Source organism: Mycobacterium sp. C31M (assembly GCF_053345865.1).
Genome location: NZ_JBKFAX010000004.1, coordinates 70,920 through 97,167 on the forward strand (window position 1 = coordinate 70,920; position 26,248 = coordinate 97,167).

Annotated in this window: 26 protein-coding genes; 18 read left to right on the forward strand and 8 right to left on the reverse strand. The window is 64.2% G+C overall.

Annotated features, from left to right (window positions below; all coding sequences use genetic code 11):
- Positions 1-18: 18 nt before the first annotated feature.
- Genes ACLBYA_RS07405 through ACLBYA_RS07415 form a run of 3 tightly spaced genes read right to left on the reverse strand, consistent with a single transcriptional unit; the run spans position 19 to position 2,803 of the window.
- Positions 19-1,173 (reverse strand): AAA family ATPase, encoded by a 1,155-nt coding sequence (locus ACLBYA_RS07405; RefSeq protein ID WP_447708735.1) that lies wholly within the window; start codon positions 1,171-1,173, stop codon positions 19-21.
- Positions 1,167-2,198: a DNA polymerase IV gene (locus ACLBYA_RS07410; protein WP_447708736.1), complete on the reverse strand. Its 1,032-nt coding sequence runs from the start codon at positions 2,196-2,198 to the stop codon at positions 1,167-1,169. Before ACLBYA_RS07410 ends, ACLBYA_RS07405 begins: the two co-directional genes overlap by 7 nt.
- Positions 2,195-2,803: a TetR/AcrR family transcriptional regulator gene (locus tag ACLBYA_RS07415; RefSeq protein ID WP_447708737.1), complete on the reverse strand. Its 609-nt coding sequence runs from the start codon at positions 2,801-2,803 to the stop codon at positions 2,195-2,197. The genes ACLBYA_RS07410 and ACLBYA_RS07415 overlap by 4 nt, the downstream gene beginning before the upstream one ends.
- Positions 2,804-2,892: 89 nt before the next feature.
- On the opposite strand from ACLBYA_RS07415, the gene ACLBYA_RS07420 reads away from it, so the two are divergent.
- The 8 genes from ACLBYA_RS07420 (at position 2,893) to ACLBYA_RS07455 (ending at position 12,962) form a co-directional block, all read left to right on the forward strand.
- Positions 2,893-3,441 (forward strand): NAD(P)H-dependent oxidoreductase, encoded by a 549-nt coding sequence (locus ACLBYA_RS07420; protein WP_447708738.1) that lies wholly within the window; start codon positions 2,893-2,895, stop codon positions 3,439-3,441.
- 208 nt (positions 3,442-3,649) lie between these two features.
- Positions 3,650-4,876 (forward strand): nucleotide disphospho-sugar-binding domain-containing protein, encoded by a 1,227-nt coding sequence (locus ACLBYA_RS07425; RefSeq protein WP_447708739.1) that lies wholly within the window; start codon positions 3,650-3,652, stop codon positions 4,874-4,876.
- A gap of 1 nt (position 4,877) precedes the next feature.
- A complete protein-coding gene (locus ACLBYA_RS07430) occupies positions 4,878-8,024 on the forward strand; it encodes an ATP-binding protein (RefSeq protein ID WP_447708740.1) in 3,147 nt (1,048 codons plus the stop codon).
- Between the two features lie 407 nt (positions 8,025-8,431).
- Entirely contained in the window at positions 8,432-8,674 is a 243-nt protein-coding gene (locus ACLBYA_RS07435) for a redoxin NrdH (RefSeq protein ID WP_447708741.1), read from the forward strand.
- 37 nt (positions 8,675-8,711) lie between these two features.
- Entirely contained in the window at positions 8,712-9,158 is a 447-nt protein-coding gene (gene nrdI, locus ACLBYA_RS07440) for a class Ib ribonucleoside-diphosphate reductase assembly flavoprotein NrdI (RefSeq protein WP_447708742.1), read from the forward strand.
- On the forward strand, positions 9,125-11,293 hold the full coding sequence (gene nrdE / locus ACLBYA_RS07445; protein ID WP_447708743.1) for a class 1b ribonucleoside-diphosphate reductase subunit alpha: 2,169 nt from the start codon (positions 9,125-9,127) through the stop codon (positions 11,291-11,293). The genes nrdI and nrdE overlap by 34 nt, the downstream gene beginning before the upstream one ends.
- A gap of 180 nt (positions 11,294-11,473) precedes the next feature.
- On the forward strand, positions 11,474-12,724 hold the full coding sequence (locus tag ACLBYA_RS07450) for a saccharopine dehydrogenase family protein (RefSeq protein ID WP_447708744.1): 1,251 nt from the start codon (positions 11,474-11,476) through the stop codon (positions 12,722-12,724).
- A gap of 73 nt (positions 12,725-12,797) precedes the next feature.
- Positions 12,798-12,962 (forward strand): hypothetical protein, encoded by a 165-nt coding sequence (locus ACLBYA_RS07455; RefSeq protein ID WP_447708745.1) that lies wholly within the window; start codon positions 12,798-12,800, stop codon positions 12,960-12,962.
- Here the strand turns inward: ACLBYA_RS07455 and ACLBYA_RS07460 are convergent.
- Together ACLBYA_RS07460 and ACLBYA_RS07465 are read right to left on the reverse strand one after the other, a co-directional pair.
- Positions 12,952-13,419, reverse strand: coding sequence for a hypothetical protein (locus ACLBYA_RS07460; RefSeq protein WP_447708746.1), 468 nt, complete (start codon positions 13,417-13,419; stop codon positions 12,952-12,954). The two genes, ACLBYA_RS07455 and ACLBYA_RS07460, sit on opposite strands and share 11 nt — an antisense overlap.
- On the reverse strand, positions 13,419-13,805 hold the full coding sequence (locus ACLBYA_RS07465; protein ID WP_447708747.1) for a DUF5997 family protein: 387 nt from the start codon (positions 13,803-13,805) through the stop codon (positions 13,419-13,421). Before ACLBYA_RS07465 ends, ACLBYA_RS07460 begins: the two co-directional genes overlap by 1 nt.
- A 29-nt stretch (positions 13,806-13,834) precedes the next feature.
- Between ACLBYA_RS07465 and ACLBYA_RS07470 the strand changes: the two genes are divergently transcribed.
- Both ACLBYA_RS07470 and ACLBYA_RS07475 read left to right on the forward strand, forming a co-directional pair.
- Positions 13,835-14,533, forward strand: coding sequence for a LysR family substrate-binding domain-containing protein (locus ACLBYA_RS07470; protein WP_447708748.1), 699 nt, complete (start codon positions 13,835-13,837; stop codon positions 14,531-14,533).
- A 108-nt stretch (positions 14,534-14,641) separates the two neighbouring features.
- Positions 14,642-15,523, forward strand: a complete 882-nt coding sequence (locus ACLBYA_RS07475) for an SDR family NAD(P)-dependent oxidoreductase (protein WP_447709065.1) — start codon at positions 14,642-14,644, stop codon at positions 15,521-15,523.
- Positions 15,524-15,720: 197 nt separating this feature from the next.
- On the opposite strand, the gene ACLBYA_RS07480 is transcribed toward ACLBYA_RS07475, so the two are convergent.
- On the reverse strand, positions 15,721-16,362 hold the full coding sequence (locus ACLBYA_RS07480; RefSeq protein ID WP_447708749.1) for a VOC family protein: 642 nt from the start codon (positions 16,360-16,362) through the stop codon (positions 15,721-15,723).
- A gap of 236 nt (positions 16,363-16,598) precedes the next feature.
- Here ACLBYA_RS07480 and ACLBYA_RS07485 point away from each other — a divergent pair, with 236 nt between their 5' ends.
- Complete coding sequence (locus ACLBYA_RS07485; protein ID WP_447708750.1) at positions 16,599-17,462, forward strand: TetR/AcrR family transcriptional regulator; 864 nt, start codon at positions 16,599-16,601, stop codon at positions 17,460-17,462.
- Between the two features lie 125 nt (positions 17,463-17,587).
- Here ACLBYA_RS07485 and ACLBYA_RS07490 read toward each other — a convergent pair whose 3' ends face one another.
- Positions 17,588-17,770, reverse strand: a complete 183-nt coding sequence (locus ACLBYA_RS07490) for a hypothetical protein (RefSeq protein ID WP_447708751.1) — start codon at positions 17,768-17,770, stop codon at positions 17,588-17,590.
- A gap of 910 nt (positions 17,771-18,680) precedes the next feature.
- On the opposite strand from ACLBYA_RS07490, the gene ACLBYA_RS07495 reads away from it, so the two are divergent.
- Positions 18,681-19,262, forward strand: coding sequence for a hypothetical protein (locus ACLBYA_RS07495; RefSeq protein ID WP_447709066.1), 582 nt, complete (start codon positions 18,681-18,683; stop codon positions 19,260-19,262).
- Between the two features lie 414 nt (positions 19,263-19,676).
- On the opposite strand, the gene ACLBYA_RS07500 is transcribed toward ACLBYA_RS07495, so the two are convergent.
- On the reverse strand, positions 19,677-20,144 hold the full coding sequence (locus ACLBYA_RS07500; protein ID WP_447708752.1) for a hypothetical protein: 468 nt from the start codon (positions 20,142-20,144) through the stop codon (positions 19,677-19,679).
- Between the two features lie 366 nt (positions 20,145-20,510).
- Between ACLBYA_RS07500 and ACLBYA_RS07505 the strand changes: the two genes are divergently transcribed.
- The 6 genes from ACLBYA_RS07505 to ACLBYA_RS07530 all read left to right on the forward strand — a co-directional run bounded on the left by ACLBYA_RS07505 (position 20,511) and on the right by ACLBYA_RS07530 (position 26,243).
- Positions 20,511-20,825, forward strand: a complete 315-nt coding sequence (locus tag ACLBYA_RS07505) for a hypothetical protein (RefSeq protein WP_447708753.1) — start codon at positions 20,511-20,513, stop codon at positions 20,823-20,825.
- A gap of 485 nt (positions 20,826-21,310) precedes the next feature.
- Positions 21,311-22,216, forward strand: a complete 906-nt coding sequence (locus ACLBYA_RS07510; protein ID WP_447708754.1) for an MlaE family ABC transporter permease — start codon at positions 21,311-21,313, stop codon at positions 22,214-22,216.
- Positions 22,216-23,094 (forward strand): ABC transporter permease, encoded by an 879-nt coding sequence (locus ACLBYA_RS07515; protein ID WP_447708755.1) that lies wholly within the window; start codon positions 22,216-22,218, stop codon positions 23,092-23,094. Before ACLBYA_RS07510 ends, ACLBYA_RS07515 begins: the two co-directional genes overlap by 1 nt.
- Positions 23,095-23,107: 13 nt before the next feature.
- A complete protein-coding gene (locus ACLBYA_RS07520; protein WP_447708756.1) occupies positions 23,108-24,250 on the forward strand; it encodes a Mammalian cell entry related domain protein in 1,143 nt (380 codons plus the stop codon).
- Positions 24,247-25,278: an MlaD family protein gene (locus tag ACLBYA_RS07525; RefSeq protein WP_447708757.1), complete on the forward strand. Its 1,032-nt coding sequence runs from the start codon at positions 24,247-24,249 to the stop codon at positions 25,276-25,278. The genes ACLBYA_RS07520 and ACLBYA_RS07525 overlap by 4 nt, the downstream gene beginning before the upstream one ends.
- Positions 25,266-26,243, forward strand: a complete 978-nt coding sequence (locus ACLBYA_RS07530) for an MlaD family protein (protein WP_447708758.1) — start codon at positions 25,266-25,268, stop codon at positions 26,241-26,243. The genes ACLBYA_RS07525 and ACLBYA_RS07530 overlap by 13 nt, the downstream gene beginning before the upstream one ends.
- The last annotated feature ends 5 nt before the right edge of the window (positions 26,244-26,248 follow it).

Here is a 26,248-nt window from a genome sequence, read left to right on the forward strand (position 1 = left end):
GTTGGAATGCGACCCGGCTCAGCGCTTGCCCCAGTCCCACGGTGGCGCGGTCAGCATGGTCTGGCCCTCGATACGGGTCTCGCCCCACTCCTTGATCAGTTCCACCGTGAGCGCGTCGGTGCCGGCGAGCCGGTCCTGCATGGCCGTCGAGTGCGTGACCACCACCACCTGGGTGGCCGTGGCGGCCTGCCGGATCATCGTGGCCAGCGCCGGTATCAGATCGGGATGCAGCGAGGTCTCGGGCTCGTTGAGCACCATCAGCGACGGAGGGCGCGGGCTCAGCAGCGCCGCCGCCCACAACAGGAAGCGCAGTGTGCCGTCGGATAGTTCGGCTGCGCGCAGCGGCCGCAGCATGCCGGTTTGGTGCAACTGCAGTTCGAACAGCCCGTCGTTGTCCACGACCGAGATCGTCGCGCCGTCGAAGGCGTCCGCCACCGCATCGGCAAGGTCGTCCTGACCGATCTCGATGATCGTCTGCAGCGCGGCCGCCAGATCGGCGCCGTCGCCGGACAGCACCGGGGTGCGGGTGCCGACTCGGGGTTGGCGGGCCGGCGCGTCGGCGTCCACGCGGAAGCCGTCATAGAACCGCCAGTCGCGTAGCCGATCCCGCACCGCATCGAGTTCCGGTAGGGCTCCGGCGTATTCGGCGAGTACGCTCTGATGGGTGGGCAGCGCGCGGGTCAGCTCGGTGAAGCCGCTGCCCGCGTCGTCGGCGACCTCGGCGAACCCCGCGGCGCGTCGGACCAGCACCGAGGAGGTCCGTAGCCGTGGCCCGGCGAACACGGCCTCACGTTTGATCTCCGGGTCGCGGCCGAACATCGATCGGGGGCCGGCGTACTGGGGCATCCCGAGATCCACCAGGTAGCCGAATTCATCTGAGGCGAAGCCGAGTTCCAGCGATACCGGCCGCATCCGGGCGGTGCCCTCGGTCGTGCCGGTGCGCCGCGCGCCCGCGGTCTGTTCGGGACCGGCCCACAGTGCCGACTGCAGCCCACCCTCGCGGGCCAGCGATCCGATGACTTCACCGCGCCCACAGTCCGAGAGCAGCATCAGCGCCCGGTACAGCGAGGACTTCCCGGTGCCGTTGGCCCCGGTGATGATGGTCAGTCCGCCCAAGGGCAGCAGCACCTCCCTCAGCGACCGGTAGCCACGGACCGCGATGGTGCTCAGCACAGGTTCTCCAATTCCAGTCGGACACCGAGCAATCGGATCGGTCGGTCGAGGTCGAACTCGCCGAGCAGTGCCAGGGCCAGTGCCGTGATGACACCGGGGTCGTTGCCCGGCTCGGGCAGCTTGCGGATCTTGGTACGGGTGAAGAACGTCTTGGTGCGCACCGTCACCGCCACCCGGGTCACGGTGCGGCCGTCGGCATCGATCTCGGCCAGGGTGCGGGTCGCCAGATCGACGACGGCGGCGTTCATCTCGGTACGGTCGGTGAGGTCACGCGGGAAGGTGATGACATGGCTGCGCGAGCGTGGCACCCACGGTTGGGAGCTGACCTCGGTGTCGCCACCGCCCTTGGCCAGCAACAGGATCTGCAGTCCGGTGCTGGGGCCGAATGCCGAGACCAGCATCTGGGCATCGGTGCCGGCCAGATCGGCGACGGTCTGGATGTCCATGGCGGCAAGCTTTTTGGCGGTCTTGGGGCCGACACCCCACAGCGCGTCGACGGGTCGATCGCCCATCTCGGTCATCCAGTTGGCCGCGGTGAGCGCGAACACTCCGTCGGGTTTGCCGAATCCGGTGGCCACCTTGGCGCGTTGTTTGTTGTCGCTGATGCCCACCGAGCAAACCAGGCCGGTCTCGGCCGCGATGACGGTGCGGATCCGTTCGGCGAGCTCGAACGGGTCGGCGATGTCGGCCCCGAGATATGCCTCGTCCCAACCCCATACCTCCAGGGGATGGCCGAGATCGCGCAGCAGTCCCATCACCTGCTCGGAGGCGGCGTCGTAGGCCTGCGGATCCGAGGGCAGGAAGGTCGCGTCCGGGCATTTGCGGGCCGCGGTACGCAGCGGCATCCCGGCGTGCACACCGAATTCGCGGGCTTCGTAGGACGCGCAGGTCACCACCTTGCGGGGCTCGGTCGGGTCGCCGTTGCCGCCGACGATGACGGGCTGGCCGACGAGTTCGGGGTGGCGCCCGAGTTCGACCGAGGCCAGGAACTGATCCAGGTCGATATGCAGGATCCAGGTGCTCACGTGCCGCAGAGTTTGCGGGCCACGCTTTCCCATGCCGCCTGCAGGTCGTCGAGGGTCTTGCCGCGGTCGACGAGTTGGTGGGCCATCAGGTCGGCATCGAGCAGCGCGATCAGCGCGTCGGCCTGCGCGTCGAGATCACCTGTGGTACACGCAGATTCGAGCAGCATGCGGATATGGGCGCGGTGCAGGGTTGCCGGCGCGTTGAACCGGGTATGGGCGTCCCGTGCGGCGTCGGAGAGCAGGGCGCGGTGGGTGTGCACGAACTGCAATCGGCTGCGACCATAGGCCAGTAGCCGATCCAGTGGCGGGGCACCGGGACCGAGCGGGGGAGGGCCGAACATGAAAGCCTGTTGTTCGGCGATCTCGTCCTCGTCGAGCAGCACGATCATCAACCCGGACCGGCTGCCGAACCGGCGGAACAGGGTGCCCTTGCCGACGCCGGCCGCGGCGGCGACATCGTCCATCGAGACGGCGTCGGCGCCACGTTCGGCGATGAGGCGGCGGGCGGCGTCGAGCAGCAGTGCCCGGTTGCGCGCGGCATCACCGCGCTCGGCCGGCGCTGCGGACGAGGGCGGTAGCACGCTGAGCGGTTCGGGTGCACCCACACCTGCACTTTAACTCAGCCGGAATTATTCGGACCATGGTCCGGTTAAGCTGTGCGAGGATCATCTGACGACGAAAGGGAATCTCGATCATGTCCGATAACGGGACGAATGTGTTGGTGCTCGTCGGCAGTCTGCGGGCGGCCTCGATCAATCGGCAGCTCGCCGAGTTGGCGGTCGAGTCGGCGCCCGAGGGTGTCACGCTGCAGGTGTTCGACCGCCTCGGCGAACTGCCGTTCTACAACGAGGACATCGACACCGAGGATGTCGCCGAACCGGTCCGCGCGCTGCGTGCGGCCGCTGGAGCCGCCGATGCGGCGCTGGTGGTCACCCCGGAGTACAATGGCTCGATTCCCGGTGTGCTCAAGAACGCCATCGACTGGCTGTCGCGCCCGTGGGGTAACGGTGCGCTCAAGGACAAGCCGTTTGCGGTGATCGGGACGGCGCTGGGCCAGTACGGCGGTGTGTGGGCCCATGACGAGACGCGCAAGTCCTTCGCCATCGCCGGTCCGCGTGAGGTAGAGGATCTGAAGCTGTCGATCCCGTCCAAGACGCTGGATGACAAGCATCCGCGGGAGACCGCCGAGGTGGCCGCCCAGGTACGTGAGGTGGTCGGCAAGCTCGTCGCCGACATCGGCTGAGCCGATAGATCGAGCGCCGTCGGCTGAGCCGATAGATCGAGCGCCATCGGCTGAGCCGATAGATCGAGCGCCGTCGGCTGGTTTATCCGCCGAACGGCGGACGCACCCAATTGGTGATCTTGGTCCCGCGGCGTTGATCGGCGCATAGACTTCGCGCAGGGCCGAGATACCGGCTCGGCTCCCGGTAATGGGATGTTGACGTGCGAAGATGGCCACAATTCTGGCGTACACCTCGCCATCGTTAGGGAATCTCTATCCGATCGCGGCGTTGCTGGCCGCGCTGCACGCACGCGGGCACCGGATCGTCTTGCGCACCCACGGCGCCGGGGTGCCGGTGGGCCGCGGTGCGGGATTCGATTGCGCACGGATCGATCCGCGGATCGAGGCGATCGCGATGACCGACTGGACCGCGCGCACCGGGCTGGGCGCGATCCGCACCGGATTCACTGTGTTCGCGCTGCGGGCGCGTCATGAGGTCGACGATCTCCGGCGGGCGCTCGAGGAGACCGCACCGGACGCCGTCGTCGTCGATACCAACTGCTGGGGTGCCTGCGCGATGGCCGAGGTGTCGGGCTTGCCGTGGGTGACGTTCTGGCCGTACCCGCCGTACCTGACATCGCGGTATGCCCCGCCGTTCGGGCTGGGCCTGCGGCCGCGGCGGGATCGGTTGGGGGCGTTGCGCGATGGCGCGGTGCGCACGGTCACCGACGAGCTGTTCCGTCGGACCATGATCGGCCCGGTCAATGTCATCCGCGGTGAACTCGGTGCGCCGGCGCTGACCTCCAGTGACGATTTTGTGCTGCGCGCACCGCTGGTGCTGGTCGGCACGGCGGAGCCGTTCGAATACCACCATCCCGACTGGGATCCCCGGGTCGCGCTGATCGGTCCGTGCGAGCTGCGCACGACGGTGCCCGAAGTGCCGATCGACGATGCCGGCCTACCGGTGGTGATGGTGACGACGTCCTCGGAGCGGCAGAACGACGACGCTCTACCGATCGCGACCCTGGCGGCGCTGGCGGATGCCCCGGTGCACATCGTGGCGACCTTTCCGTGTGGTGTGCCGCCGACGCTGCGGATACCCGACAACGCGACGGTGCGCCGCTTCGTCGACCACGGTGCCGTGCTCGACCGCGCGGTGTGCGCGGTGACCCACGGCGGCATGGGGGTGACGCAGAAGGCGTTGGCCCGTGGGGTGCCGGTCTGTGTGGTGCCGCACGGCCGCGACCAGTTCGAGGTGGCGCGCCGGGTCGAGTTGTCGCGCAGCGGAACTCAGCTGAGCGCCCGCAAGGTGAATCCGGCGCGGCTACGGGCCCGGATCGAGGCGGCGCGGGCGATGTCGGCAGGCGCGCGGACGGTGGCCGACGGCTTCGCGGCGGCCGGCGGCGCCACCCGCGGCGCGGACCTGGTGGAACGGCTGCTGGCCGTGGGGTCCTGACGTGGACATCGTGTGTGCGGACTGCGGCACCGAGCCCAGGGTGGGGGCGCGATTCTGCGACGGTTGCGGTGCGGCACTGGCGGCCGCGCCGCACACCCCGGAGTTCAAACAGGTGACGGTGCTGTTCGCCGATGTGGTGCGGTCGATGGACCTGGCCGCCGAACTGGGCACCGAGCGGTTGCGCGAGGTGATGAGCGAGTTGTATCGCCGCTGCCGCGCGGTGGTGCGGCATTACGGCGGGTTCGTCGGTTTCACCGGGGACGGCATCATGGCGGTGTTCGGTGCCCCGGTGGCGTTGGAGGACCACGCATTCCGCGCCTGCCTGGCGGCCCAAGATCTGCAGACCGAGGCGGCGACACTGGCCGCCGATGTCCAGCGGTGCGACGGTGTGGAGTTGCAGCTGCGGGTGGGGTTGAACTCGGGGCAGGTGATCGCCGGCGAGATCGGTTCGGCGCCGGGCAGTTACACCACGATCGGCGCCCACGTGGGATTGGCCCAGCGGATGGAGTCGGTGGCGCCGGCCGGTGGGGTGATGCTCAGCGAGTCCACGGCCCGCCTGGTCGAGGATGTCGTCGAGGTCGGTGCGGCGCAGTGGGTGCAGATCAAGAACACCGATGTGCCGGTGAGTGCTCGTCTCTTGGTATCGACCACGCTGCGCGGCGGACGCAGCCGCCCGCAGGCCACGCTGGTCGGTCGTGATGCCGAGGTGCGCACGCTGCGCGACCATCTGGACGCGGCGCTGTGTGGCGCGGGTGGCGTGGTCGGTGTCGCAGGGCCGCCGGGTATCGGCAAGAGCCGGTTGGTCGATGAGGTACGACGGTTGGGTGAGGTCCTCGGTGCCGGCGTGGTCTCCACGTTCTGTGAGGCGCACGCCCGTGATGTGCCGTTGCACGCTGCGGCCCGGCTCTTCCGCAACCTCACCGGGGTGGCAGGTCTGCAGGGGCACCGTGCCCGCAGCCGGATCCGGGCGCAGCTGCCCGACGCCGACCCCGCCGATCTGCATCTGCTGGACGAGCTGCTGAACATCGCCGAACCCGATATCGCCGTTCCGGCAATCGATCCCGATGCCCGCCGCCGCCGATTGACGGCATTGTTGACCCGGGTGTCGGCGGCGCGCACCGCGCCGGTTGTGTACGTGATCGAGGACGCGCACTGGATGGATCAGGCCAGCGAATCGATCATCACGGATTTCCTGTCGCTGCGTGGTGGTACGCATGCGCTCGCGCTGATCACCTATCGGCCCGAGTACCGGGGTCGGCTCGTGCAGGTCTGCGATCTGGACACCATCACGCTGCTCCCGCTCGGTGATGACCAGGCCGCGGCGCTGATCGCCGAATTGCTGGGCCCGGATCCGTCGGTCGCGGCGGTGGCGGCGCAGATCGCCGGGCACGCCGCGGGCAATCCGTTCTTCGCCGAGGAGATCGTCCGTGATCTCGCCGAACGTGGTGTGCTGCAAGGCTGTCGGGGATCGTTCACCGCCGGCACCGGGGCCACGGTGACGGGGGTTCCCGCGACGCTGCAGTCCACGATCGCCGCGCGCATCGACCGGCTCGGCCGTTCGGCGAAGACCGCACTGAACGCCGCGGCGGTGATCGGGAGCCGATTCGGCGCACATCAGTTGGCCGATCTCGTCGAGGACGGCTGCCTGAGCGAGTTGGTGGCCGCCGACATGGTCGAACCCGTGTGCCCGGGTGACACGGGCGAGTACGCATTCCAGCACCCGTTGATCCGGGCGGTTGCCTACGAGTCCCAACTGCGCTCCGAGCGTTCCCGGATGCACCGCCGGCTGGCCGTGATGATCGAGGCCGACGGATGCGGCGCACTGGATGAGAACGCCGCCTTGATCGCCAGCCATCTGGAAGGTGCCGGCGATCTGCGGGCGGCGTTCGACTGGCATATGCGTGCCGGGAACTGGCAGAGCGGGCGTAACGGCGCCGCCGCGCAGGCCGGTTGGCGACGGGCCGTCGAGGTTGCCGAACGGCTGCCCGTCGATTCCGCCGACCGGACCCGATTGCTCATCGCGGCGCGGACCGCACTGTGCGGGAGCGCATGGCGGTCGGATCTCATCGATGCGGTGCACGGGTTCGAGGATCTGCGCCGGCTGTGTGCGCAGGCGGACGACCTGCGTTCGCTGGCGGCCGGGATGTCCGGCCACGTGATGGAGCTGACCTTCCACAACCGGCCCGATGAGGCGTCGGTGCTCGCCGACGAGATGCTGGGGCTGCTCGATCAGATCGGTGACGATGCGTTGACGGCGGGCGCATCCTTCGGCGCGCTGGTCGCCAAGTGGGAGGTCGGCGCGGTCGACGACCTCTATCTGATCGCCCAGACCGTGACCGACCTACTGTCCAGGGTCGAGCCGGTGGGCAATCCGTTCGTCGGTTCACCGATGGCGCTGGCCGTGGCGATGCGCGGGGTCGCCGGGATGTGCCAGGGGCGGGCCGGATGGAAGGAGGATCTGGACCGTGCCATCCAGATCGGCCGATCGCTGGACCCGCTGAGCAGCACCTCCACGACGTTGCACAAATACGCCCAGGTCGGGCAGGGCGCGTTGTGTGCGGGCGCCGATGCGCTGCGCGACACCGCCGAGTCGCTGGCGGTGGCACAGCGGTCGGGTGATGACTTCATGGTCGTGCATGCGCACATGGCGCGCGGGATCGTGCTGGTGGCCCGAAAGGGCGCCGAACGCGAGGCCGGCTACGAGCATCTGCAGCGTGCGCGCGAGTTCGCGGCACGCGGAGACAGCAATTCCTCGATCGTGCACATCGCCGATATCCAGTTCGCCCGTCGGATGAGCGCCTCGGGTGATGTCGACGGCGCGGTGCGGTTGGCCGGTGCCGTGGTCGACGCGCTGTTCGACCTCGGATCTGTGTTGTGGCGGGGGCCGGCGACCAGCGTCCTCGTCGAGGCGCTGCTGCGGCGTGACGGGCCGGGGGACCTGGTGGTGGCGGCCCGGGCGGCGATCGATCGGACGGCCGCCGACTGCAGGTTCGTGTTACACGAGGTGATGCTGTTACGGTTGCGGGCCCTGGTGGCGCGCGCCGACGGGGATCACGACGAATACCGCCGGCTGGCTCAGCAGTACGGGGCGGTGTCGCGGGCCGGCGGGTTCGACGGCCACTGTGCGATCGCGGCGACGATGCTGTGACCGAAATCGGCTTTGCTCGGCGCCGATGAGTCCGCCCGCGGGCCGGCCGAGCTTGTCGGACCCGGCCCGTAAGGTACGACACGCACCTGAATGTGACGTGCGACACGCCGGTCCGCGACACAGCCGGGTGCTTACGACCTGGGAATTTCACGAATGTTGTTCAGAACATCTTGTATCTCTTCGGTTTGTCGGACACTAGGTGTAGTGTCTGACGGACCGCCAGGCCCCAGTGTTAGTCCCACTGCCCACGGAGACTCACGGACCTTGACGGAGCAACATCCACCCGGTGCCCGGCGCCACGGATCAGCTCCGAACAGACCGGAATTTCCGGGCCCCGCGGTCCGCTGAACTGAAGTGTTATGCGTTATCCGAACAGTTGCCGTTACCCATCGACACAGGAGCCGTAGATGACCGTCACCGTGTACACCAAGCCCGCGTGCGTGCAGTGCAATGCCACCTACAAGGCGCTGGACAAGGCGGGTATCGCGTACGAGGTCGTCGACATCAGCCTCGACACCGAGGCGCGTGACTATGTGATGGCCCTCGGCTACCTGCAGGCGCCCGTCGTCGTCGCCGGCAACGAGCACTGGTCGGGCTTCCGTCCCGACCGGATCAAGACCCTGGCCGGAGCATCCGCCGTCACCGCCTGACCACCATCAGCCCGCCGAGTAGGAGAGGACGGACACCATGAGCAATCTCGTCTACTTCTCCAGCGTCTCGGAGAACACGCACCGCTTCGTGCAGAAGCTCGAACTGCCTGCCATCCGGATTCCCCTCAAGGAGCGGATCCAGGTCGACGAGCCTTATGTACTGGTCCTGCCGACCTACGGCGGCGGACACGCCAACGGACCCGATCCTGATCGCGGGGGCTATGTCCCCAAGCAGGTCATCGCCTTCCTGAACAACGAACACAACCGGTCGTTGATCCGCGGTGTCATCTCCGCGGGCAACACCAACTTCGGCGCCGAATTCGGCTACGCGGGGGTCGTCGTCTCCCGCAAGTGCGGCGTCCCATTCCTGTACCGATTCGAACTCATGGGGACCACGGACGACATCTTCGCCGTCCGCGCCGGACTCGCCGACTTCTGGAAGGACCAGACGTGCCACCCACCGTCACAGCTGCAGAACCTGTAACCACCGGCGCCCACGCGCTTCCGGGGGAGACGGATTACCACGCGCTCAACGCGATGCTCAATCTGTACGACGCCGACGGCAAGATCCAGTTCGACAAGGATGTGCAGGCGGCGCGGGAGTACTTCCTGCAGCACGTCAACCAGAACACCGTCTTCTTCCACAGTCAGGACGAAAAACTCGACTACCTGATCGAGAAGGAGTACTACGAGCGCGAGGTGCTCGACCAGTACAGCCGCAACTTCGTCAAGGAACTGCTGGATCGGGCGTACGCCAAGAAGTTCCGCTTCCCGACGTTCCTCGGGGCGTTCAAGTACTACACCTCCTACACGCTGAAGACGTTCGACGGTAAGCGCTACCTGGAGCGCTTCGAGGACCGTGTGGTGATGGTGGCGTTGACGCTGGCCGCCGGTGACACGGCGCTGGCCGAGAAGCTGGTCGACGAGATCATCGACGGCCGGTTCCAGCCGGCCACCCCGACATTCCTCAACTCGGGTAAGAAGCAGCGCGGCGAGCCGGTGTCCTGCTTCCTGCTGCGCATCGAGGACAACATGGAGTCCATCGGGCGCTCCATCAACTCCGCCTTGCAGCTGTCCAAGCGCGGCGGTGGTGTGGCCTTGCTGCTGAGCAACATTCGTGAGCACGGCGCGCCGATCAAGAACATCGAGAACCAGTCCTCGGGCGTCATCCCCATCATGAAGCTGCTGGAGGATTCGTTCTCCTACGCCAACCAGCTCGGTGCTCGCCAGGGTGCCGGTGCGGTGTATCTGCATGCGCATCACCCCGACATCTACCGCTTCCTGGATACCAAGCGGGAGAACGCCGACGAGAAGATCCGCATCAAGACGTTGTCGCTCGGTGTGGTGATCCCGGACATCACCTTCGAGCTGGCCAAGAAGAACGAGGACATGTACCTGTTCTCGCCGTACGACGTCGAGAGGGTCTACGGCCTGCCGTTCGCCGACATCTCGGTCACCGAGAAGTATTACGAGATGGTCGACGACGCGCGGATCCGCAAGACCAAGATCAAGGCGCGCGAGTTCTTCCAGACGCTGGCCGAGCTGCAGTTCGAGTCCGGCTACCCGTACATCATGTACGAGGACACCGTGAACCGGGCCAACCCGATCGCCGGCAAGATCACGCACTCGAACCTGTGCAGCGAGATCCTGCAGGTGTCCACGCCCTCGGAGTTCAACGACGATCTGTCCTATTCCAAGGTGGGCAAGGACATCTCGTGCAACCTGGGTTCGCTGAACATCGCCAAGGCGATGGATTCACCGGACTTCGCGCAGACCATCGAGGTCTCTATCCGGGCGCTGACCGCGGTGAGTGATCAGACCCACATCTGGTCGGTGCCCTCGATCGAACAGGGCAACAACAGCTCGCACGCCATCGGGCTGGGACAGATGAACCTGCACGGCTACCTGGCGCGCGAACGGATCTTCTACGGTTCCGAAGAGGGTGTGGACTTCACCAACATCTACTTCTACACCGTGCTCTACCACGCGCTGCGGGCCTCGAATCTCATTGCCATCGAACGCGGTACGGCGTTCGGAGGATTCAAGGAATCCAAGTACGCATCAGGTGAGTTCTTCGACAAGTACACCGAGCAGGTGTGGGAGCCGGCCACCGACAAGGTGCGCCAGCTGTTCGCCGACGCGGAGATCCACATCCCCACCCAGGACGACTGGAAGCTGTTGAAGGAGTCGGTGCAGACACACGGCATCTACAACCAGAACCTGCAGGCCGTCCCGCCGACCGGTTCGATCAGCTACATCAACCACTCGACGTCCTCGATCCATCCGGTGGCCAGCAAAATCGAGATCCGCAAGGAAGGCAAGATCGGTCGCGCCTACTACCCGGCGCCGTATCTGACCAACGACAACCTGGAGTACTACCAGGATGCCTATGAGATCGGCTACGAAAAGGTCATCGATACCTACGCGGCGGCCACCCAGCATGTGGATCAGGGTCTGAGTCTGACGTTGTTCTTCAAAGACACCGCCGATACTCGCGAGGTGAACAAGGCGCAGATCTACGCCTGGCGTAAAGGCATCAAGACGCTGTACTACATCCGGTTGCGGCAGATGGCCCTGGAGGGCACCGAAGTCGAGGGCTGTGTCAGCTGCATGCTCTGACCAAGGTGCGGGCGACGAAGCTGAATCGCCCAAACGCCGCCTAGGGCCGGCGTACCTGGAGGGGCTTCCGGCAGTATCGCCTTGCCCAGCAGCTGTCCGATCGAAGATATCTGACCACTCTGCATGTCAAATTTCGATCCTGCTCGATTTCTACCTGAGACCGTCGGGTAGTTTCGGGCCATGGCTCAGCGCGAATTTGACCTCGTCCTCTATGGCGCCACCGGGTTTGTCGGCAAGCTCACCGCCGAATACCTTGCCAAGGCGGGCGGCCGAGCCCGGATCGCCCTGGCCGGGCGCTCGCAGGAGAAGGTGCGCGCGGTACGTGACACCCTCGGTGAACCCGCCCGGTCCTGGTCCATCATCGAGGCCGACGCCGGGTCGCCGGCGTCGCTGCTGGCGATGGCCGAGCGCACTCAGGTCGTCGCCACCACCGTCGGGCCCTACACCAGATACGGCCTGCCACTGGTGGCCGCCTGCGTGCGGGCCGGGACCGATTACGCAGACCTCACCGGTGAGACCCCGTTCATCCGCTCCAGCGTCGACCAGTTCCACGAACAGGCTGCCGACGCCGATACCCGGATCGTGCATTCTTGCGGATTCGATTCGGTCCCTTCCGATCTCACCGTTTATGCGCTATATGACCGTGCTCGTGCCGACGGGGAGGGTGAGCTCACCGAGACCAACATGGTGGTGCGAGAGTTCGTCGGTGGGGCTTCCGGTGGCACCCTCGCCTCGATCCTGGAAGCCCGCCGCGCCATGTCGGGCGATCCCGACGTCCGGCGTGCGATGCTCGATCCCTACACACTGAGCACCGATCGGACCGCCGAACCCTATCTCGGGACCCAATCCGACACCCCCTTACGGCGTGGTGCACAGATTGCCCCGGAACTGGACGGCAGCTGGGCCGGCGCATTCATCATGGCGGCGGAGAACTCACGAATCGTGCGGCGTAGCAACGCACTTCTGGATTGGGCGTATGGCCGCACGTTTCGCTATGCCGAGCAGGTCAGCGCCGGGCCTTCGGTCCTCGCGCCGGTCACCGCCGCGGTCTCCACGGCGGCGCTCGCCGGCATATTCGGGCTGGGCAGGCGTTACGCCAACAAGCTGCCCTCGGGGTTGCTGGAACGCATCATGCCCAAACCGGGGACCGGCCCCAGCGAAACCGCCCTGGCCAAGGGCCATTATCGCATCGAGACCTACACGACCACCACAACAGGCGCCCGGTACCGGGCGGTCATCGCCCAGCAGGGCGACCCCAGCTATATCGCGACCGCCGTGCTGCTCGGGGAGAGCGCCCTGGCGCTCGCGCTGGACCGCGACAAGCTCTCGGGTCTACGCGGGGTGCTGACTCCGGCCGCGGCGATGGGCGACGCGCTGCTGACCCGGCTACCGGCTGCGGGGGCGACGTTGGAGACCGTCCGCCTAAGCTGATTGCGGCAGCATGTGCCCGGGCGGTCGACCTGCCGTTCGGGGGCAGTTCACGGTCGGGCTGGAAGATGTTCCCATGTCGACAACCGTCGAGGTCGTCCTCGTCACCGCGCTGGTCTTCGGGATCGTCATCGCGATATTCGGCGTGATCTACATACGGGAGACGTGGGGTAAAGGCTCTCGGCTGGAGCAGCGTATCGATCGTCTCTCCGATCGCGTCAGCGAGCTGTTCAACCGGTAGACCGCGCCGGGAGGCCGACGTATCCGAGAGCCACGGCGATGAGCGTGAACTTGATAGAGGCCGCGACCTGGGCGGTCCGCGCAGATGCCGCGATATCTCGCCGGTCTAGCACGCGCAGCAGCGCGACCCCCTCGATCGCGTCGGCCGTGACCGCACCGGCGGCCAGGGTCGGTAGCCACGCCGGGTGCCCGCGGTGCCGACGGCGGCGGTCGACGAGCAGTCCCAGCAGGATTCCGTAGCTGGTCATGTACCCGAAATCGAGCCATATCGACCGGCGTGCCGTGCGCCGGCCGTCCGGGCCCCACCGGTCCATGAAGTCCTCGGCCTTGGCGACGGTGCCCGCGAGCTCGAACGGGACGATTCCCGGCCCGCCGGTGGCCTGCATCCGACGGTCCAATCGGACCATCACCACCGTGTAGCCGATAAAGGTGACGGCGGCCGCTGCGATCCGGTTCATCAGCGGTCGCGGGCCCGCTCTGCACGCAGAGCCTTCAGTCGCTGCTCCTCTGCCAGCACGTTCTGGTAGCTCTCGCGTTCGGCGACAAGCCAATCCGGCTTGTCCGCCAGCAGCACATCGATCTGCGCGGTGGTCAGCGCCTCGGTGACGTCGCCACGGGCGAGGCCGGCGATCGAGATACCGAGCTTGGCCGCCACCAGGTTCTTCGGGTGCGGCCCGTTCTTGCGGAGGTCCTTGAGCCACTGCGGCGGATCATCCTGCAGGGCGGCGAGTTCGGCGCGGGTGATCGCATTCTCCTGAAACTCCGCAGGTGTCGCGGGCAGGTACACGTCCAGCTTCTTGGCCGCCGTGGCCGGCTTCATGGACTGCGCGTTCGGCCTACACATGTGGCTAAGCGTATCGGTAGCCTGATGCGGTGACCGCTCACTCGCTGACCGTCGGCTATGTGCCGGGCGGTGCGCCGGTGAAGTGGGCTCGCATCTGGACGCAGCGCCACCACGACGTCCGGCTGGAATTGCATGCCGTCGACGCAGCGGAGGCCGTCGACGCGGTGCGCGATGGCACCGTCGACGTGGCACTGCTTCGACCGACTGTGGACATGGCCGGCCTGGCGGCGATCCCGCTGTACGAGGAGACGACGGTGGTCGTGGTGCCATCTGTTCACCTGCTGACTGCCCTCGACGAGGTGGCCGCCGCGGATATCGCCGATGAGCCACTCCTGGTCCCGCTCGATGACGTCGTGGGGTGGACGGCTGGCGTGCCGGTCGCTCACCGTCCCGAAACAACCAGGGACGCAACTGAACTCGTCGCCGCGGGGGTGGGTGTACTCATCGTCCCGCAATCACTGGCGCGGTTGCACCACCGAAAGGACCTCACTTATCGGCCCGTTGTGGATGCGCCCACCTGCCCGGTGGTGCTGGCGTTTCCGGCGGGCGAACAAGCCGAACTGGTCGAGAAGTTCATCGGAGTTGTGCGGGGGCGCAAAGCTACGTCGTCCCGCGGCCAGTCCGAGCCCGCACCGAAACGCACGGCGCGGGAGAAGACTTTGTCCAAACAAGCGGCCCGCGCCGTCGCGAAGGCTGCCCGCAGGCCGGCTGAACGCGGTCGACGCTGACAGCAAAGGGTGACCCACCACACCCGACGTGAGCGGCGTTTCACCCCGACTCTGCATGGCCTAGCGGTATCTGACATGAACGTATGGCAGATAGGCCATAATGGTCGCATGACTACAGAATGGCCAGCAGGACAAGCCGCCTTCGTCACCGGAGCGGCGTCAGGAATCGGACTCGGGATGGCCCGGGCACTCGTCGCCGCAGGCGCGAAGGTGGCACTTGCCGACATCGACGCCACTCGCCTGGAAACGGTCGAGAAAGAGCTGACCGAGGCGGGCGGCACCGTGGTGGCGGTGCCTCTCGACATCACCGACCCGGACCAGTGGTCCGCTGCTGCCGATCGGGCGGAGAAGGTGCTGGGCCCGATCTCCATCTTGCTCAACAACGCCGGCGCCAACGGCGGTGGAGAATTGGACAAGACATCCCTGGACGTGTGGCGATGGGTCTACAAGATCAACGTCGAGGGGCAGTTCCTTGGTATCTCGACCTTCCTGCCCCGTTTCAAGAGTCGCGGTGGTCGAGCCCATATCGTCAACACGGCTTCGATGGCGGGCATCGTGCCGATGGTCCGCGTGGGCGCCTACTCCTCGGCCAAGTTCGCAAGTTTCGGACTCTCGTGGATTCTTCGCGGTGAACTTCAGGGCACTGACATCGGTGTCTCTGTGCTGTGCCCGGGTACGGTGAACACCCGAATCAGCGAGAGTTCTGGGCAGGGCGAAGCCGAAGTGCTCGGCGAAGAGGTGAACACCGCCGCGATCGAGGGCAACAATGCGCTACTGGCCCAAGGGGCGGACCCCAACCGGGTCGGCCAGCAGGTCGTCGAAGCCATGCAGCAGGGTCAGTTTCTCATCATCACCCACGGCGACTGGTGGCCGCTGGTCGACGCTGTGCAAACCGAGGTTCGCACCGCATTCGAGGAGTTCGACAACCGTCACGGTCCGGACAACACCGCCCGGATTCTGGCGCAGGGGATCAGTCCGGTCACGACGTAGCCGCTGAGCCAAAGAACTCCGTACCACGTTATGGATGTCGGCAAAAATCGAGCGGCCGGAGGGCTGTAAGGACTGCAACAAAGCGGCGGCTGGTGTCCAGCGCATGAACCAGCGGTGTCTGCCGGTCATGTCGATCGTAGATACAACTCGTTTGTGTTGGCGCACGCACCTGGTCAGTAGGTGCGTGCGCCTACACATCAAGACATCAGCGACGTCAGGTCGCGGACGGGGTCGGAACCGTCCCAATCGGCTGCGGCTGCAGCTGTCGCATCGAACATCTGGACCACGAGACCCTTGCGCTCCATCAACTCGGTCATACACCCGATCATCGGGCGGGTATCGACGTACGCGACCGGCGTCTGGCCTGCCACAACGGCAGTCATGACGACCTCGAAACCGTATTCCTGATAGTTGCGACACTCGGCTTCGACGTCATCTACGAAAGTACAGATGTGGTGCAACCCGCTCTGCCCTTCTGCGAAGACATCGCGGTACGGCGACGGAGCGCTGTCGTGTTGCTTGATCAGTTCGATCTGAACTCCACCGGCCTGGGCGATGGCGCAGCTGATGTCGATCTCGGCTGGCTGTCCCCGATGGGTCGCTTCGGTGAAAATCGCGCCGACATGCGAGCCCACGAAGAACGGACCGATCCGCGCCGTCTGCTGCCACTGCTGGACTGCCTTGTCGAGGTCGTCCACAACCCAGGCGATCTGGTTGTACTTCTGTCCTACCAGCACTTCGTCACCCTCTCTTCCTTCGATTGTTCCGATGACCGAACGTACACGTAACTGACAGTAGTGAATGTCAGATTGGTTCAGATTCCGGTCCTGGGTGTGCATCTAAGTGAGAAAGTCCGAGCTCAGAGGTGCTGTCGGGCTTTCTACGCGAAATCGTGAACCGTGGCCTCCACGACCGAGCGTTCTCGCGAGATTGGACCACCGGCTTCGACCGGTGGCCGGTGATCTTCGATCACGAGCATCCCCGCTGCCGTCGCCGCGGCACTGGCCGAAGCGATCGGTGCGCGCGGCCTGTTCGGGGTGCGTCCGGTCACCAGTGATCAACTCGTGCTCGTTTGGTGTTCGACGAACTCGACGCCGAATCCGTTGATGCGTTAGGCGAAGGCAGAAGAATGCGGGGTCATATGAGAATTCATCGCGGCAGGGCGGCCCAAGAGTGGCGGCCGCGATGCTATTTTGACAATGCTCCATTTCAGTTAGTTGACAAGAATCTGGCCGGTGGCCGAGCCAGGAGTCGGCCTGGCCTGGCAAGATCGATCATCAGCAGTGTGCTGGGTGTACGTAGGAGAGTGATGGTGTCGGCTTCGGGGGCCAGCCGCGTGTATGGCGGGATGACAGGCGAAGACAGGGTCGCAGAGCGGCGACGGAAGCTGATCGATGCGGGCATGAACCTGTTCGGTTCGGCCGATGCCTCATCCGTTCGGGTGAAAGACGTGGTGATCGAAGCCGGTCTCACCGAGCGGTACTTCTACGAGAGCTTCAGGGATCTGGACGCCTTGTTCAACGCGGTGCTTGAACTCACCATGGACACGATCGAACGCGATGTGGAACTCGCCGTCCTCAGATCGCCTGACAATGGTCTGTCGAGGGTTTCCGGTGGGCTGCGCACGTCCGTCGACACGCTTGCGGCCGATCCTCGAATGATCCGGATCATCTTTGTCGAGGCGCTGGGAAAGGGTGGACGCGCAGGATCGGGTCGCCATGAGATCCTGGTCCGCGCCGCGCGGAACTTCCTCAGATGGTCCGGAGTTGAAGGGAGCGACTTCGGTGGCAGCTCGGTTCAATCCCGGATGAAGGCCTACGCCATGTCGGGCGCGGCTTCGGCGTTGTTGGTCACGTGGGCGGAAGGTCTTCTCGACATCGCGCCGCAGGAACTCGCAGATTTCCTGGTCGGACTGTATCAGCGAACCGCCCTGCCCTGAAACGTATCGCGCGTAGCGAGCGACTTGGCGGACGAGTCGCCGGCCAGGGTGCTGCCGCGTGTCAATTCTTGCCGGTGGCCAAGTTGAAGTAACGCGTCTGATGTCCAGATGAAAGTAGTTGTCCCTTAGCGTGATTCCTGGTTGCCGTCGGTGACGACGACGGCTGTGTGGTGTGGCGAGCGGTCCAGCATGCTGACGGCGGTGGTCTGCCCCGGCAGAGTGTGACTCTTGCAGGTGCCGGCCGGATTGATGGTCGCCAGGTCTTGTTGTGCCCGTGTCGATTCCGGGATCGCTAGGTAGTCGAACACCTCGGCTGGATCCGGGACGCGGCCACGTCGAGGTTGCGAGTCTCTGGGCACGGCGAATGCCCTCGTCACCAGCCACGGTGGCCGTGATCTTGCGGGCCGGCAGCAGGGATGTCCAATCTGATCCCGGCCGGGTTTTCCTGATCGGTCGCCACCCGAGTGCCGTCATCCTGCCGACTGCTGAGCGCGTCACGGTCAAGATGGTTTCGTGCCGGGGCGTCAGCCTCGCGGACCAGCGCGGACTATTCTCCGGCAGCCCCTTTATCGACCAACTACTTGACGAGCGGTGCGAGTAGAGGCAAACTGACATCTATATATGTCAGATACGTCACATACGTAGCAATTGTGTGACGCACCAGCTGGCCGCGGCGTGGCACACCTTGCTGACAGCCCAGGTCGGCGTTGTCAGGAGGAGGTGCGTGAGACATGACGAGGTCTTTGTGCGTCAGTGGTTCGCAACTAGAAGACAAGTCGTTGATTCCGGCCTTCCTGGAGCGAGTCTGCCGCTGTCCTGCTCGGCCTGACTACGTCGAGTTGTGTTTCGAGACGGACGAAGGCCCGTGGACGTGGTGCTTTCGTGACCCGGGTGGCGTGTGCGATTTGGGTGACGCCTACGATCCCGGCGCGGGCATCCTTGCATTGACGATGGGGCCCTATGGTGCCAGGGCTCGTCAGGTCGAAGATGGCGTGCTGGGATTTGCGGTTCCGATATCGGAGGCATTGCCCCAGATCCTCGGGGGTTGTCGGACGTTCGTGGCGCGCAAGCTAATCGAACGTGGGTGGTAGTCGGGGTGGCAGTATCCGGATACCGGCATCGAATGACGCGGTGAACCTGTTACGTTGGTGCAAAACGACTTCGGAGGTCGCTGATGGATAGTCCGTCGTGACGAGGCGCAAAGCAACGCGTGGCGTGATCAAGGCGATCTCCTGCGTGGCGATCGCCGCGGCCGCTGCTGCGGCCTCGGTCGGTCGTGCGGGTGCGGATCCGTGGGATCCGGCTCCGCCGATCTTGCCGGAGTTTGTTCCGGCTGCGAGTAGTTGGGCTCCGCAGTTTCCGTATCCTTATGATCAGACGCGCAAGAACGTGACGGATGTCGATATCAATGCGATGCGGGAGATGTGTCAGTGGTTCAATGCGCAGTATCGCGATCTGCGCAACCAGTTGGACAAGTTCGGGTTCAATCTGTTGCAGGCGAACAATGATTGGACTGCCGGCATGATCCAGGCCCAGGCTGACAATGTGGCCATGAATGTGGAGCGGACGGTCGCGTTCCTGACTCCGCGGACGACGGCGCTGACCATCAGTCAGGACTTCGCCGGGGATCTGTATTTCCCGATCTACCAGGGTGAGCCGTTCTATCGGTTGTGGCAGGAACTGTCCAATGTCGGGGTGGGTATCCGTGCGCGCAATACCGCGTGGGTGTATGGGCCTTCACAGCAGCGAGTCAAACGGTGGGCCAGCCAAATCGAGCGATCACGTATCTGCGACCAGTAGCGTCTGAGTTCCGTAGCGGCCGTACAGATATCGGCTACCGGGGAGTTGAGACTGCCGCGTACGACACCTTCGATACGGTGTAGCCGCCATGAGATCCGCCGAGGCGCCGGCCGGACTTCCTCGTAAGCCTTGAGCCGAGGCGGGTAGGAGCGCGTCGAACTGATCGACCTGTCGGGCGGGGGTCAGGACATACCGCCGAACAGATACGCAACTCGTCCGGCCCCCGATGCCCGCCCGCCGAACGAATGATGGGCGGCGATGGTGCCCGCGTGATCCAACCGACAGATTGCGCTCTGCGGGTATCGAGTAGGGACAACCTGCCACGTCGTCAGCGCGCAGTGAGGATGCTGACCTCTTGGATTGGAACTGTTTTCGGTGAACCGGCTTGGGTGGGCCGGCCGTGGTCATTCTTGGTCAGGCGACCTGCCAACGCCCCGCCGTGTCTCGATAAAAGAAGTAGGTCGGGCAGTATTGCCCGTGGGGATTGCCGGCGCATGGTGTGCCGTTGTAGGCCGTGGTGGTGATGTGGGTAAAGCTGCTGGGGGGCAGCGCGCTTGACACCATGCCCTGTGTGGAGGTCACCGACGCGACCGCCATGACCGGATACATGAGACTGGAGCCCTGGTCTGGGTAGCCACAGCGCACGCACCATGGGTCCGGTGGTGGGATCGGGTGAACGGTGGGCTGGCCCACCAGGACCGGGCCGACGATCTCAACATCAATCGCCCAATCTGGCGGCCGGCCCACGCTGTAGAGATGAGTGAGGGCCTGCTTGACTTCCCAATCGGCCGGGGGAGCCCCCAACTCGCCGACGTTGGCGTGGGATTCCGTGGCGCCGAGGCTGATCATGGCGACGCTGCAGGTCGCAAGGACGGCCATCACGACCGCAAGTCGAGAAGTAAGACGAGTCGCTCGAGGCTTAGTCCAGTGACGGAACAAGTAAAGCGCGAGCGCCACGGCTACTCCTAGGGTCAAAGTTCTCAAGAGCGTACAAGTGCCCGACACAATCTGGCTAGATCGCTTGTCAGATATTTTGCGATGTTCTATCGTCGCGATGGCTGCGTGTCCACGTGGAGGAAGCGAGTTGAGATGGTGCCTCGGCGTGTGGCTGTCACTATCGTGGTGTCGACATGGGTGGTGATGTCCGAATTGCTCCTGGCTCCCGTGGCATCTGCGGACCCCACTACGGATTTGAGGTCGGCGGTGGCGGCCAAGCGCGGTGGCTGTCCGGCATTGCACGCTGACCCGATGCTTGACGGAGTGGCACAACGCGCCAACATCGAGACGCAGAACTATGCCCACCACACGGCGCGGTTCGAGCCGATGGAGGATCCGCTGCCGATGCTCCGCCAGCTGTCCTACCCCGCGGGTAAAGCCAAGCTGCTTTCTGGGTTTGCAAGTCCTGAGCAACCCGGGGATCCGTGGCAGAAGGCCGTATACGGCGCGGCGTTGTTCGGTTGGGAAACCATTCCTGATTGCTCCTACACCCACTACGGGGCCGACGTCGTGGCCAACCCCGACACGGGAAACGTCACGGCAGCGATTGTGCTGGCCGGCGCATAGAGCACCCCTAGGTCATTCCGCTGCGGGCCGGACGAGGATTGCGCACCCGAGGTCTTCGATAGCGGGTCGAATCGAGATCGATCGTGGCAGGCCGCGCACTCTGCTTGAAACAGCAAATTCTCGACGGCGGATCGAGTGGCGGTGTGTCGGGTTCGTCGACAGCCAGTTCCGTACTTTGCCCGCGGTCGGCGCTGTCAACTCGCAGTGATGTCATGCAGGAAGATCTGCATAGTCTTGTCGCCCTGGGTGCCTATAAAATATTTACAAATCTCCGCCGCGGCGGATATATTCGCAGGTAGATGCCAAGTATCAGGCCCGAATCCAACTGCTTTTCTCGGCTATGGCAATTCTGGATATCTGACAATCTGGTGGTGTAAGATTCCGGAGATGGCTGTGGGGGTGGTCACGGTCATCTTTATATGCTGCATACATCACACAGCCGGTCGGTCTAGGTCGGTGCGCCGAAGGAACGGGTCAGCAAATAGATGGAAGTCACGAACGCTAGTGAACGTCGCGTCGCGGTCGACGCGGACTCGGAGGCTGACCATCGACGTGTCTCCGCGCCCAGACTGGCTGTCGACCGGCTGGGCGCCATGTCCCGGGGCCTACTTTCGAAACCTTTGCAGAGTGCGAACACCATTGGCCGCGCCGTTCTGTTGACGGCGTCGGTTCTTCGTTACCTCGTGCAGGACACGATCATGTTGCGCTTCCCGGCCGGCGAAGCAATCTACCAATGCTGGACGCTATATAAGGTCACCGCTTTGCCGGCGCTGTTGATGGCCATACCGATCGGCGGGATCGTGGCGGTCCAGACGGCGGGTCTTATCAACCAAGTCGGTGCGGCATCGATCGTCGGCGCGGCCAGCGGGGTCGGTATCGTCCGCCAGGGTGCCCCGATGACTGCGGGGTTGCTGATGGGCGGTGCGGCGGCGTCGGCGATCGCGTCCGACCTCGGTGCCCGGGCGATTCGTGAAGAGCTTGACGCGTTCCGGGTGATGGGAGTCGACCCGGTCCGGACCCTGGTGGTGCCGCGTTTCGTGGCTCTGATCATCCTTGCTCCGGTACTGACTGCCGTCATCATCGCTTCGGCCGTAGCCGCGTCGTTCCTGTTGGCGGTCACGGTCAGCGAGGTGACGAGCGGGAGCTTCTGGGCATCGTTCGGTGCTTTTGCCAAGACCGTCGATGTCTGGTTCGCGATCGGCAAGGCGGTGGTGTTCGCAGCGATCGTGGCCATCGTGTCATCGCTGAAAGGTATTGAGGCCAAGGGTGGTCCACGCGGTGTGGCCGACGCGGTGAACGCATCCGTCGTCGCGAATGTTGTCGGCATCGTGATTGCGAACCTGGTGATCACACAGATTCAGACCATGTTCTTCCCGATGGCGGTGGCATAGTGCTCGATGAGCAGGTGGGATCAGCAACACCCTCCCGATATTTCAGTCAGTTTCGGTTTTTGAAGAAGCCGCTCAAAGCCTTTCAGGCTCCGCTGCACACGATGGGCGGTGCTCTGCTTTTCGCCGGCCAAGTCCTGTACTACATGCCGGTCACCGTCAAGCATTACCGCAAAGAGATCCTGACCCGGATGGTCAGCTTGTCATTCGGCAGGGGATCTCTGGTCGTTGACGGCGGCGTGATCAGCGTCCTGCTTATTCTCGGTGTCGCGATCGGCGCATCGATTGCGATCGAAGCCTGGGCCACGTTGAACCTGTTGGGTTTCGGGGCGCTATCGGGGGTTGTGGGCGGCTTGGCCAACGTCAGGGAGATGGCTCCGGTGGTTACCGGCATCGCCTTCGCTGCGCAGGCCGGTTGCCGGATGACCGCCGAGATCGGCTCGATGCGGATCGCCGAGGAGATCGACGCTACCGAGGCGATGGGTCTACGGGCGCTGCCGTACGTGGTGGGGACGAGGGTTATCGGCTCACTGATAATCGTGATTCCCGGATTCACTCTCGCCCTACTATTGAGCTTCCTGATCTCAAATGCCATGATCACCATGGTTTACGGCGCGCCGGGTGGTACCTATCAACACTATTTCGTCCAGTTTCTGTCGCCCACCGATCTGGCGTACTCCATGGTGAAGGCCGTGGTCTTCTGCGCGGCGGTGACGATAATCCACTGTTATTACGGATATTTTGCGTCCGGCGGCCCCGTGGGTGTGGGTCTGGCGTCAGGACGCGCAGTGCGCGCGAGCTTGGTGGCCATCGTGGTACTGGACTTCAGCCTCACAGTGGCATTTTGGGGTCTGCAGCCGACGTTCGTGTTCACGGGGTAGGGGTTTCTGGCAGATGACGACGCTACTTCGAGTCAGCGAGGAACGACACCGGAGCATTCTCACCTGGATCGGGTTGGGGTTTGTTCTCTTCGTTACCGTGGCGGTATTCCTGTACTTCACGGTGATCAACCCGCCGGGAAGGCCGGTGAAGGACACCATTGCGGTCGCTATCGAGACACCGTATGTCGGCCAAGGGGTGACCAGTGGCACCGCCGTCATCCTGCACGGCGTTGAGGTCGGCACGGTTGAGGAAGTCTCCAAGGTCGCCGGCGGTCAGGTCCGCATGAACGTCGTGTTGCAGGAGCATCCGACCAAGGGATTGACGGACGCGGTCGGCATCGACTTCCGGCCGGCCAACTATTTCGGGGTGACCGGTATCAACCTGATTCCCGCCGATCACGGCCAGCTTCTGCGAAACGGAGCGTCGATCAGCATCACGCCGGCGGGGAATTACACCCTGCAGACGCTGCTGTATCGTCTGGGCGAGATCACCGACGAGGTGGTGACACCCCAGCTGGTCAGCGTCATCGACCGTGCCACGCGCTACACGGATGCGCTCAATCCGCTGTTCGAAACCATGATTCTCGTGTCGACGGCCGTCACCGACGTCCAAACAGTAAGTACCGAACAGCTTTTGCGAAATGCGACAGCGATCAGCGTCGGTCTGCCATCGTTCCTGGATGGGGCATTCTCAGCCGGTCACGGTTACGTGTGGAACGCCCCCGGTGCGCATTTCGATCAGGAAAGGGAAATTGCGAACAACAGGTATCTGCAGTACCGCACCAAAGAAGAGTTGGACTATTACCACTCGGCGATGGACGAATTGGCCGCCAACCCGGACAAGGTCGTCTACGGGCGCATGCGCGAGTACTTCAAGGGCGCGAGGCAAGACCTGTTCTCGTTGTTTGGAGACCTGGAAGGCGAGCACATGTTTGATCTGTTTCCCGTCGTGAATCAGGTGCAAGTGATGGCGGATGTCGTGCCAAGGCTCGTCAACCCGACAGATCTCGGGGACAAGCTGGGCGAGCTGCGCTCACGGTTGGAACGCATGTACGAGGGCTCCGGGGAACAGCGGGCACTGCAAGTGCGCATTGTGCTGGATCAGCTGCCTGGTGTCTCGGCGCCGTTGAACCTCATGCTGGAGGGGGCCGGATGAGGAAGCAGCTAGGTGCGCTGTGCAAGTTTGCGGTGGCGGCGCTGGTCAGTGCACTGCTTTTGGTGGTCATCTCGAATGTGATCCGGCAGCCCGTCGATGGTGAAACTCGTAGCTTTACTGCGGAATTCACCGACGTGTCTGGATTGCACGAAGGTGCCGACGTGCGGGTCCGCGGTGTACAGGTGGGTAAGGTGCAATCGCTGGCTCTACAAAGGTCGGAGGGGCGGACCGTCTCGAAAGTGCAGTTCACCATGCAGCGTCGCTATAGTGTTGTGCCCGAAACCCGTGTGGCGGTTAAGTTCCAGGCACTTACCGGACTGCGGTATATCGACGTCGCCGGTGCGGGAGCGGACAACGCACCCGATCAGCTCACAGATGTTCCGACATCGATGACGATCCCGTCCTTCGACGTCACCGTGTTGTTCAATGGATTGCAGCCGGTATTGGCAACGTTGGACCCGAACGAGATCAACATTTTCACCGACAACGTCGCTACCTTCCTGGCCGGCGACGGTGACGGTCTGGGCCCGATGCTGGACAGCATCAAGCGCCTCACGGGTTTGGTTTCCGATCGGGAAGCCGTGATCTCCACGATCCTCAACAACATGAAGACGGTTGCCGAGGGTATACGTGGCAAGTCTTCCCAGTTACCCAAGATTCTCGATCAGGTCAAGATCGTCGTCGATGCGACCCTGCTCGTTCTCGACGAATTCCGAAAGTCGCAGATCTATGGTCCAGGGTTCGCCGGCGAGCTGGATCGCCTCCTCGTGAACATGGGACTCGATTCGGGGCCATGGTCGGTACCGGACTACAAGCCCGGATGGGACGCCGAAAAGGCCTTCGACAAGGCCATCACCAATCTCTACAACGAGATGGACGGGGTCAAACGCATCCCCGTGGTGTGGGAGAACATCCCGGAACCACCCGTGGATGGGTCGCCGGCCCCGTGTTCCAATGGCCCGGCTGAACTGCCACTTCCGATGGATGTCCTGCTCAACGGACGCAAGGTGGTCATATGCAATCGCTGAGAAGGCTGTTCCGCAAACCCCTGTGGTGGGGCATGGTCACGATCGCACTGACGACGATCATCGGTGTGGTGATCGCGTGGGTGTACATCTCCCCGCCAAATCAGCAGCATGTCTCCTTCTATACCGAGGACTCCGCCTCGGTGCGCGCGGGCGACACGGTTCGCGTGGCCGGAATCAGTGTCGGGACTGTCAAGCGCGTTACTCTTGAGCCGCAACAGGTTCGGGTAGACTTGATGCTGAAGGATGACGTGTTCATCGGTGACCAGAGTCAGGTCGAGGTCCGAATGCTGACCGTCGTCGGCGGGTACTTTGTGACCCTGGTGCCGCTCGGTGATCGTCCTCTGCGGCGCGATCCGATTCCCGTCGAACGAGTCACCATGCCGTACAGCTTGATTCGGACTCTCTCGGATGCGACAAGGGTCATCGACGAGGTCGAACCCCGCCCGATCAATGAGTCGCTGGCACAGATCCAGCAAGGTCTGACCGGAAGCAATACCGAAATCCTTGCCAAGATCATCGATGCGGGCGACGCCGTCAGCCAGGTGATGGAACGGCAGCGTGGCCAACTGACCAGCATTCTCGAGATGTCCAACGAGTACATCGCAACGATGAACAACGATCGGGAACTGCTGGAGTATCTGATCGCTCGCGTGGCCATTCTCGAGGAGACGATGATGCTCTACGGCGATGGCTTCGGCGAAGGGCTGGTGGGCCTGGGCAAGATCGTCGACAAGATTTACCCGCTCATCCCGTTCTACTACGAGCACCGGGAAGACTTCATCAACCGGGTGCGTGGGGTGCTATCCGAGTTTCAGGCCATCGCCGACCGCAATGGCGTGTTGGTGCGCTGGCTGCGGCGGGTCCGGGGAAGGATGCAGGTCACCCTTGATGCCCAGAATCGTGGAACACCACCACAACTCCTTGCGACGGACCTGTGCTTCCCGACCGAGGGGAGGATCTGCTGATGTAC

Coding starts and splice junctions, on each gene's coding strand:
- ACLBYA_RS07435 (WP_447708741.1), top strand. CDS start 8,432: ATGACCGTCACCGTGTACACCAAGCCCGCGTGCGTGCAGTGCAATGCC.
- ACLBYA_RS07480 (WP_447708749.1), bottom strand. CDS start 16,362: ATGCACACCCAGGACCGGAATCTGAACCAATCTGACATTCACTACTGT.
- ACLBYA_RS07520 (WP_447708756.1), top strand. CDS start 23,108: ATGACGACGCTACTTCGAGTCAGCGAGGAACGACACCGGAGCATTCTC.
- ACLBYA_RS07525 (WP_447708757.1), top strand. CDS start 24,247: ATGAGGAAGCAGCTAGGTGCGCTGTGCAAGTTTGCGGTGGCGGCGCTG.
- ACLBYA_RS07475 (WP_447709065.1), top strand. CDS start 14,642: ATGACTACAGAATGGCCAGCAGGACAAGCCGCCTTCGTCACCGGAGCG.
- ACLBYA_RS07505 (WP_447708753.1), top strand. CDS start 20,511: ATGCTTGACGGAGTGGCACAACGCGCCAACATCGAGACGCAGAACTAT.
- ACLBYA_RS07455 (WP_447708745.1), top strand. CDS start 12,798: ATGTCGACAACCGTCGAGGTCGTCCTCGTCACCGCGCTGGTCTTCGGG.
- ACLBYA_RS07425 (WP_447708739.1), top strand. CDS start 3,650: ATGGCCACAATTCTGGCGTACACCTCGCCATCGTTAGGGAATCTCTAT.
- ACLBYA_RS07465 (WP_447708747.1), bottom strand. CDS start 13,805: ATGTGTAGGCCGAACGCGCAGTCCATGAAGCCGGCCACGGCGGCCAAG.
- ACLBYA_RS07420 (WP_447708738.1), top strand. CDS start 2,893: ATGTCCGATAACGGGACGAATGTGTTGGTGCTCGTCGGCAGTCTGCGG.
- ACLBYA_RS07510 (WP_447708754.1), top strand. CDS start 21,311: ATGGAAGTCACGAACGCTAGTGAACGTCGCGTCGCGGTCGACGCGGAC.
- ACLBYA_RS07530 (WP_447708758.1), top strand. CDS start 25,266: ATGCAATCGCTGAGAAGGCTGTTCCGCAAACCCCTGTGGTGGGGCATG.
- nrdI (WP_447708742.1), top strand. CDS start 8,712: ATGAGCAATCTCGTCTACTTCTCCAGCGTCTCGGAGAACACGCACCGC.
- ACLBYA_RS07450 (WP_447708744.1), top strand. CDS start 11,474: ATGGCTCAGCGCGAATTTGACCTCGTCCTCTATGGCGCCACCGGGTTT.
- ACLBYA_RS07460 (WP_447708746.1), bottom strand. CDS start 13,419: ATGAACCGGATCGCAGCGGCCGCCGTCACCTTTATCGGCTACACGGTG.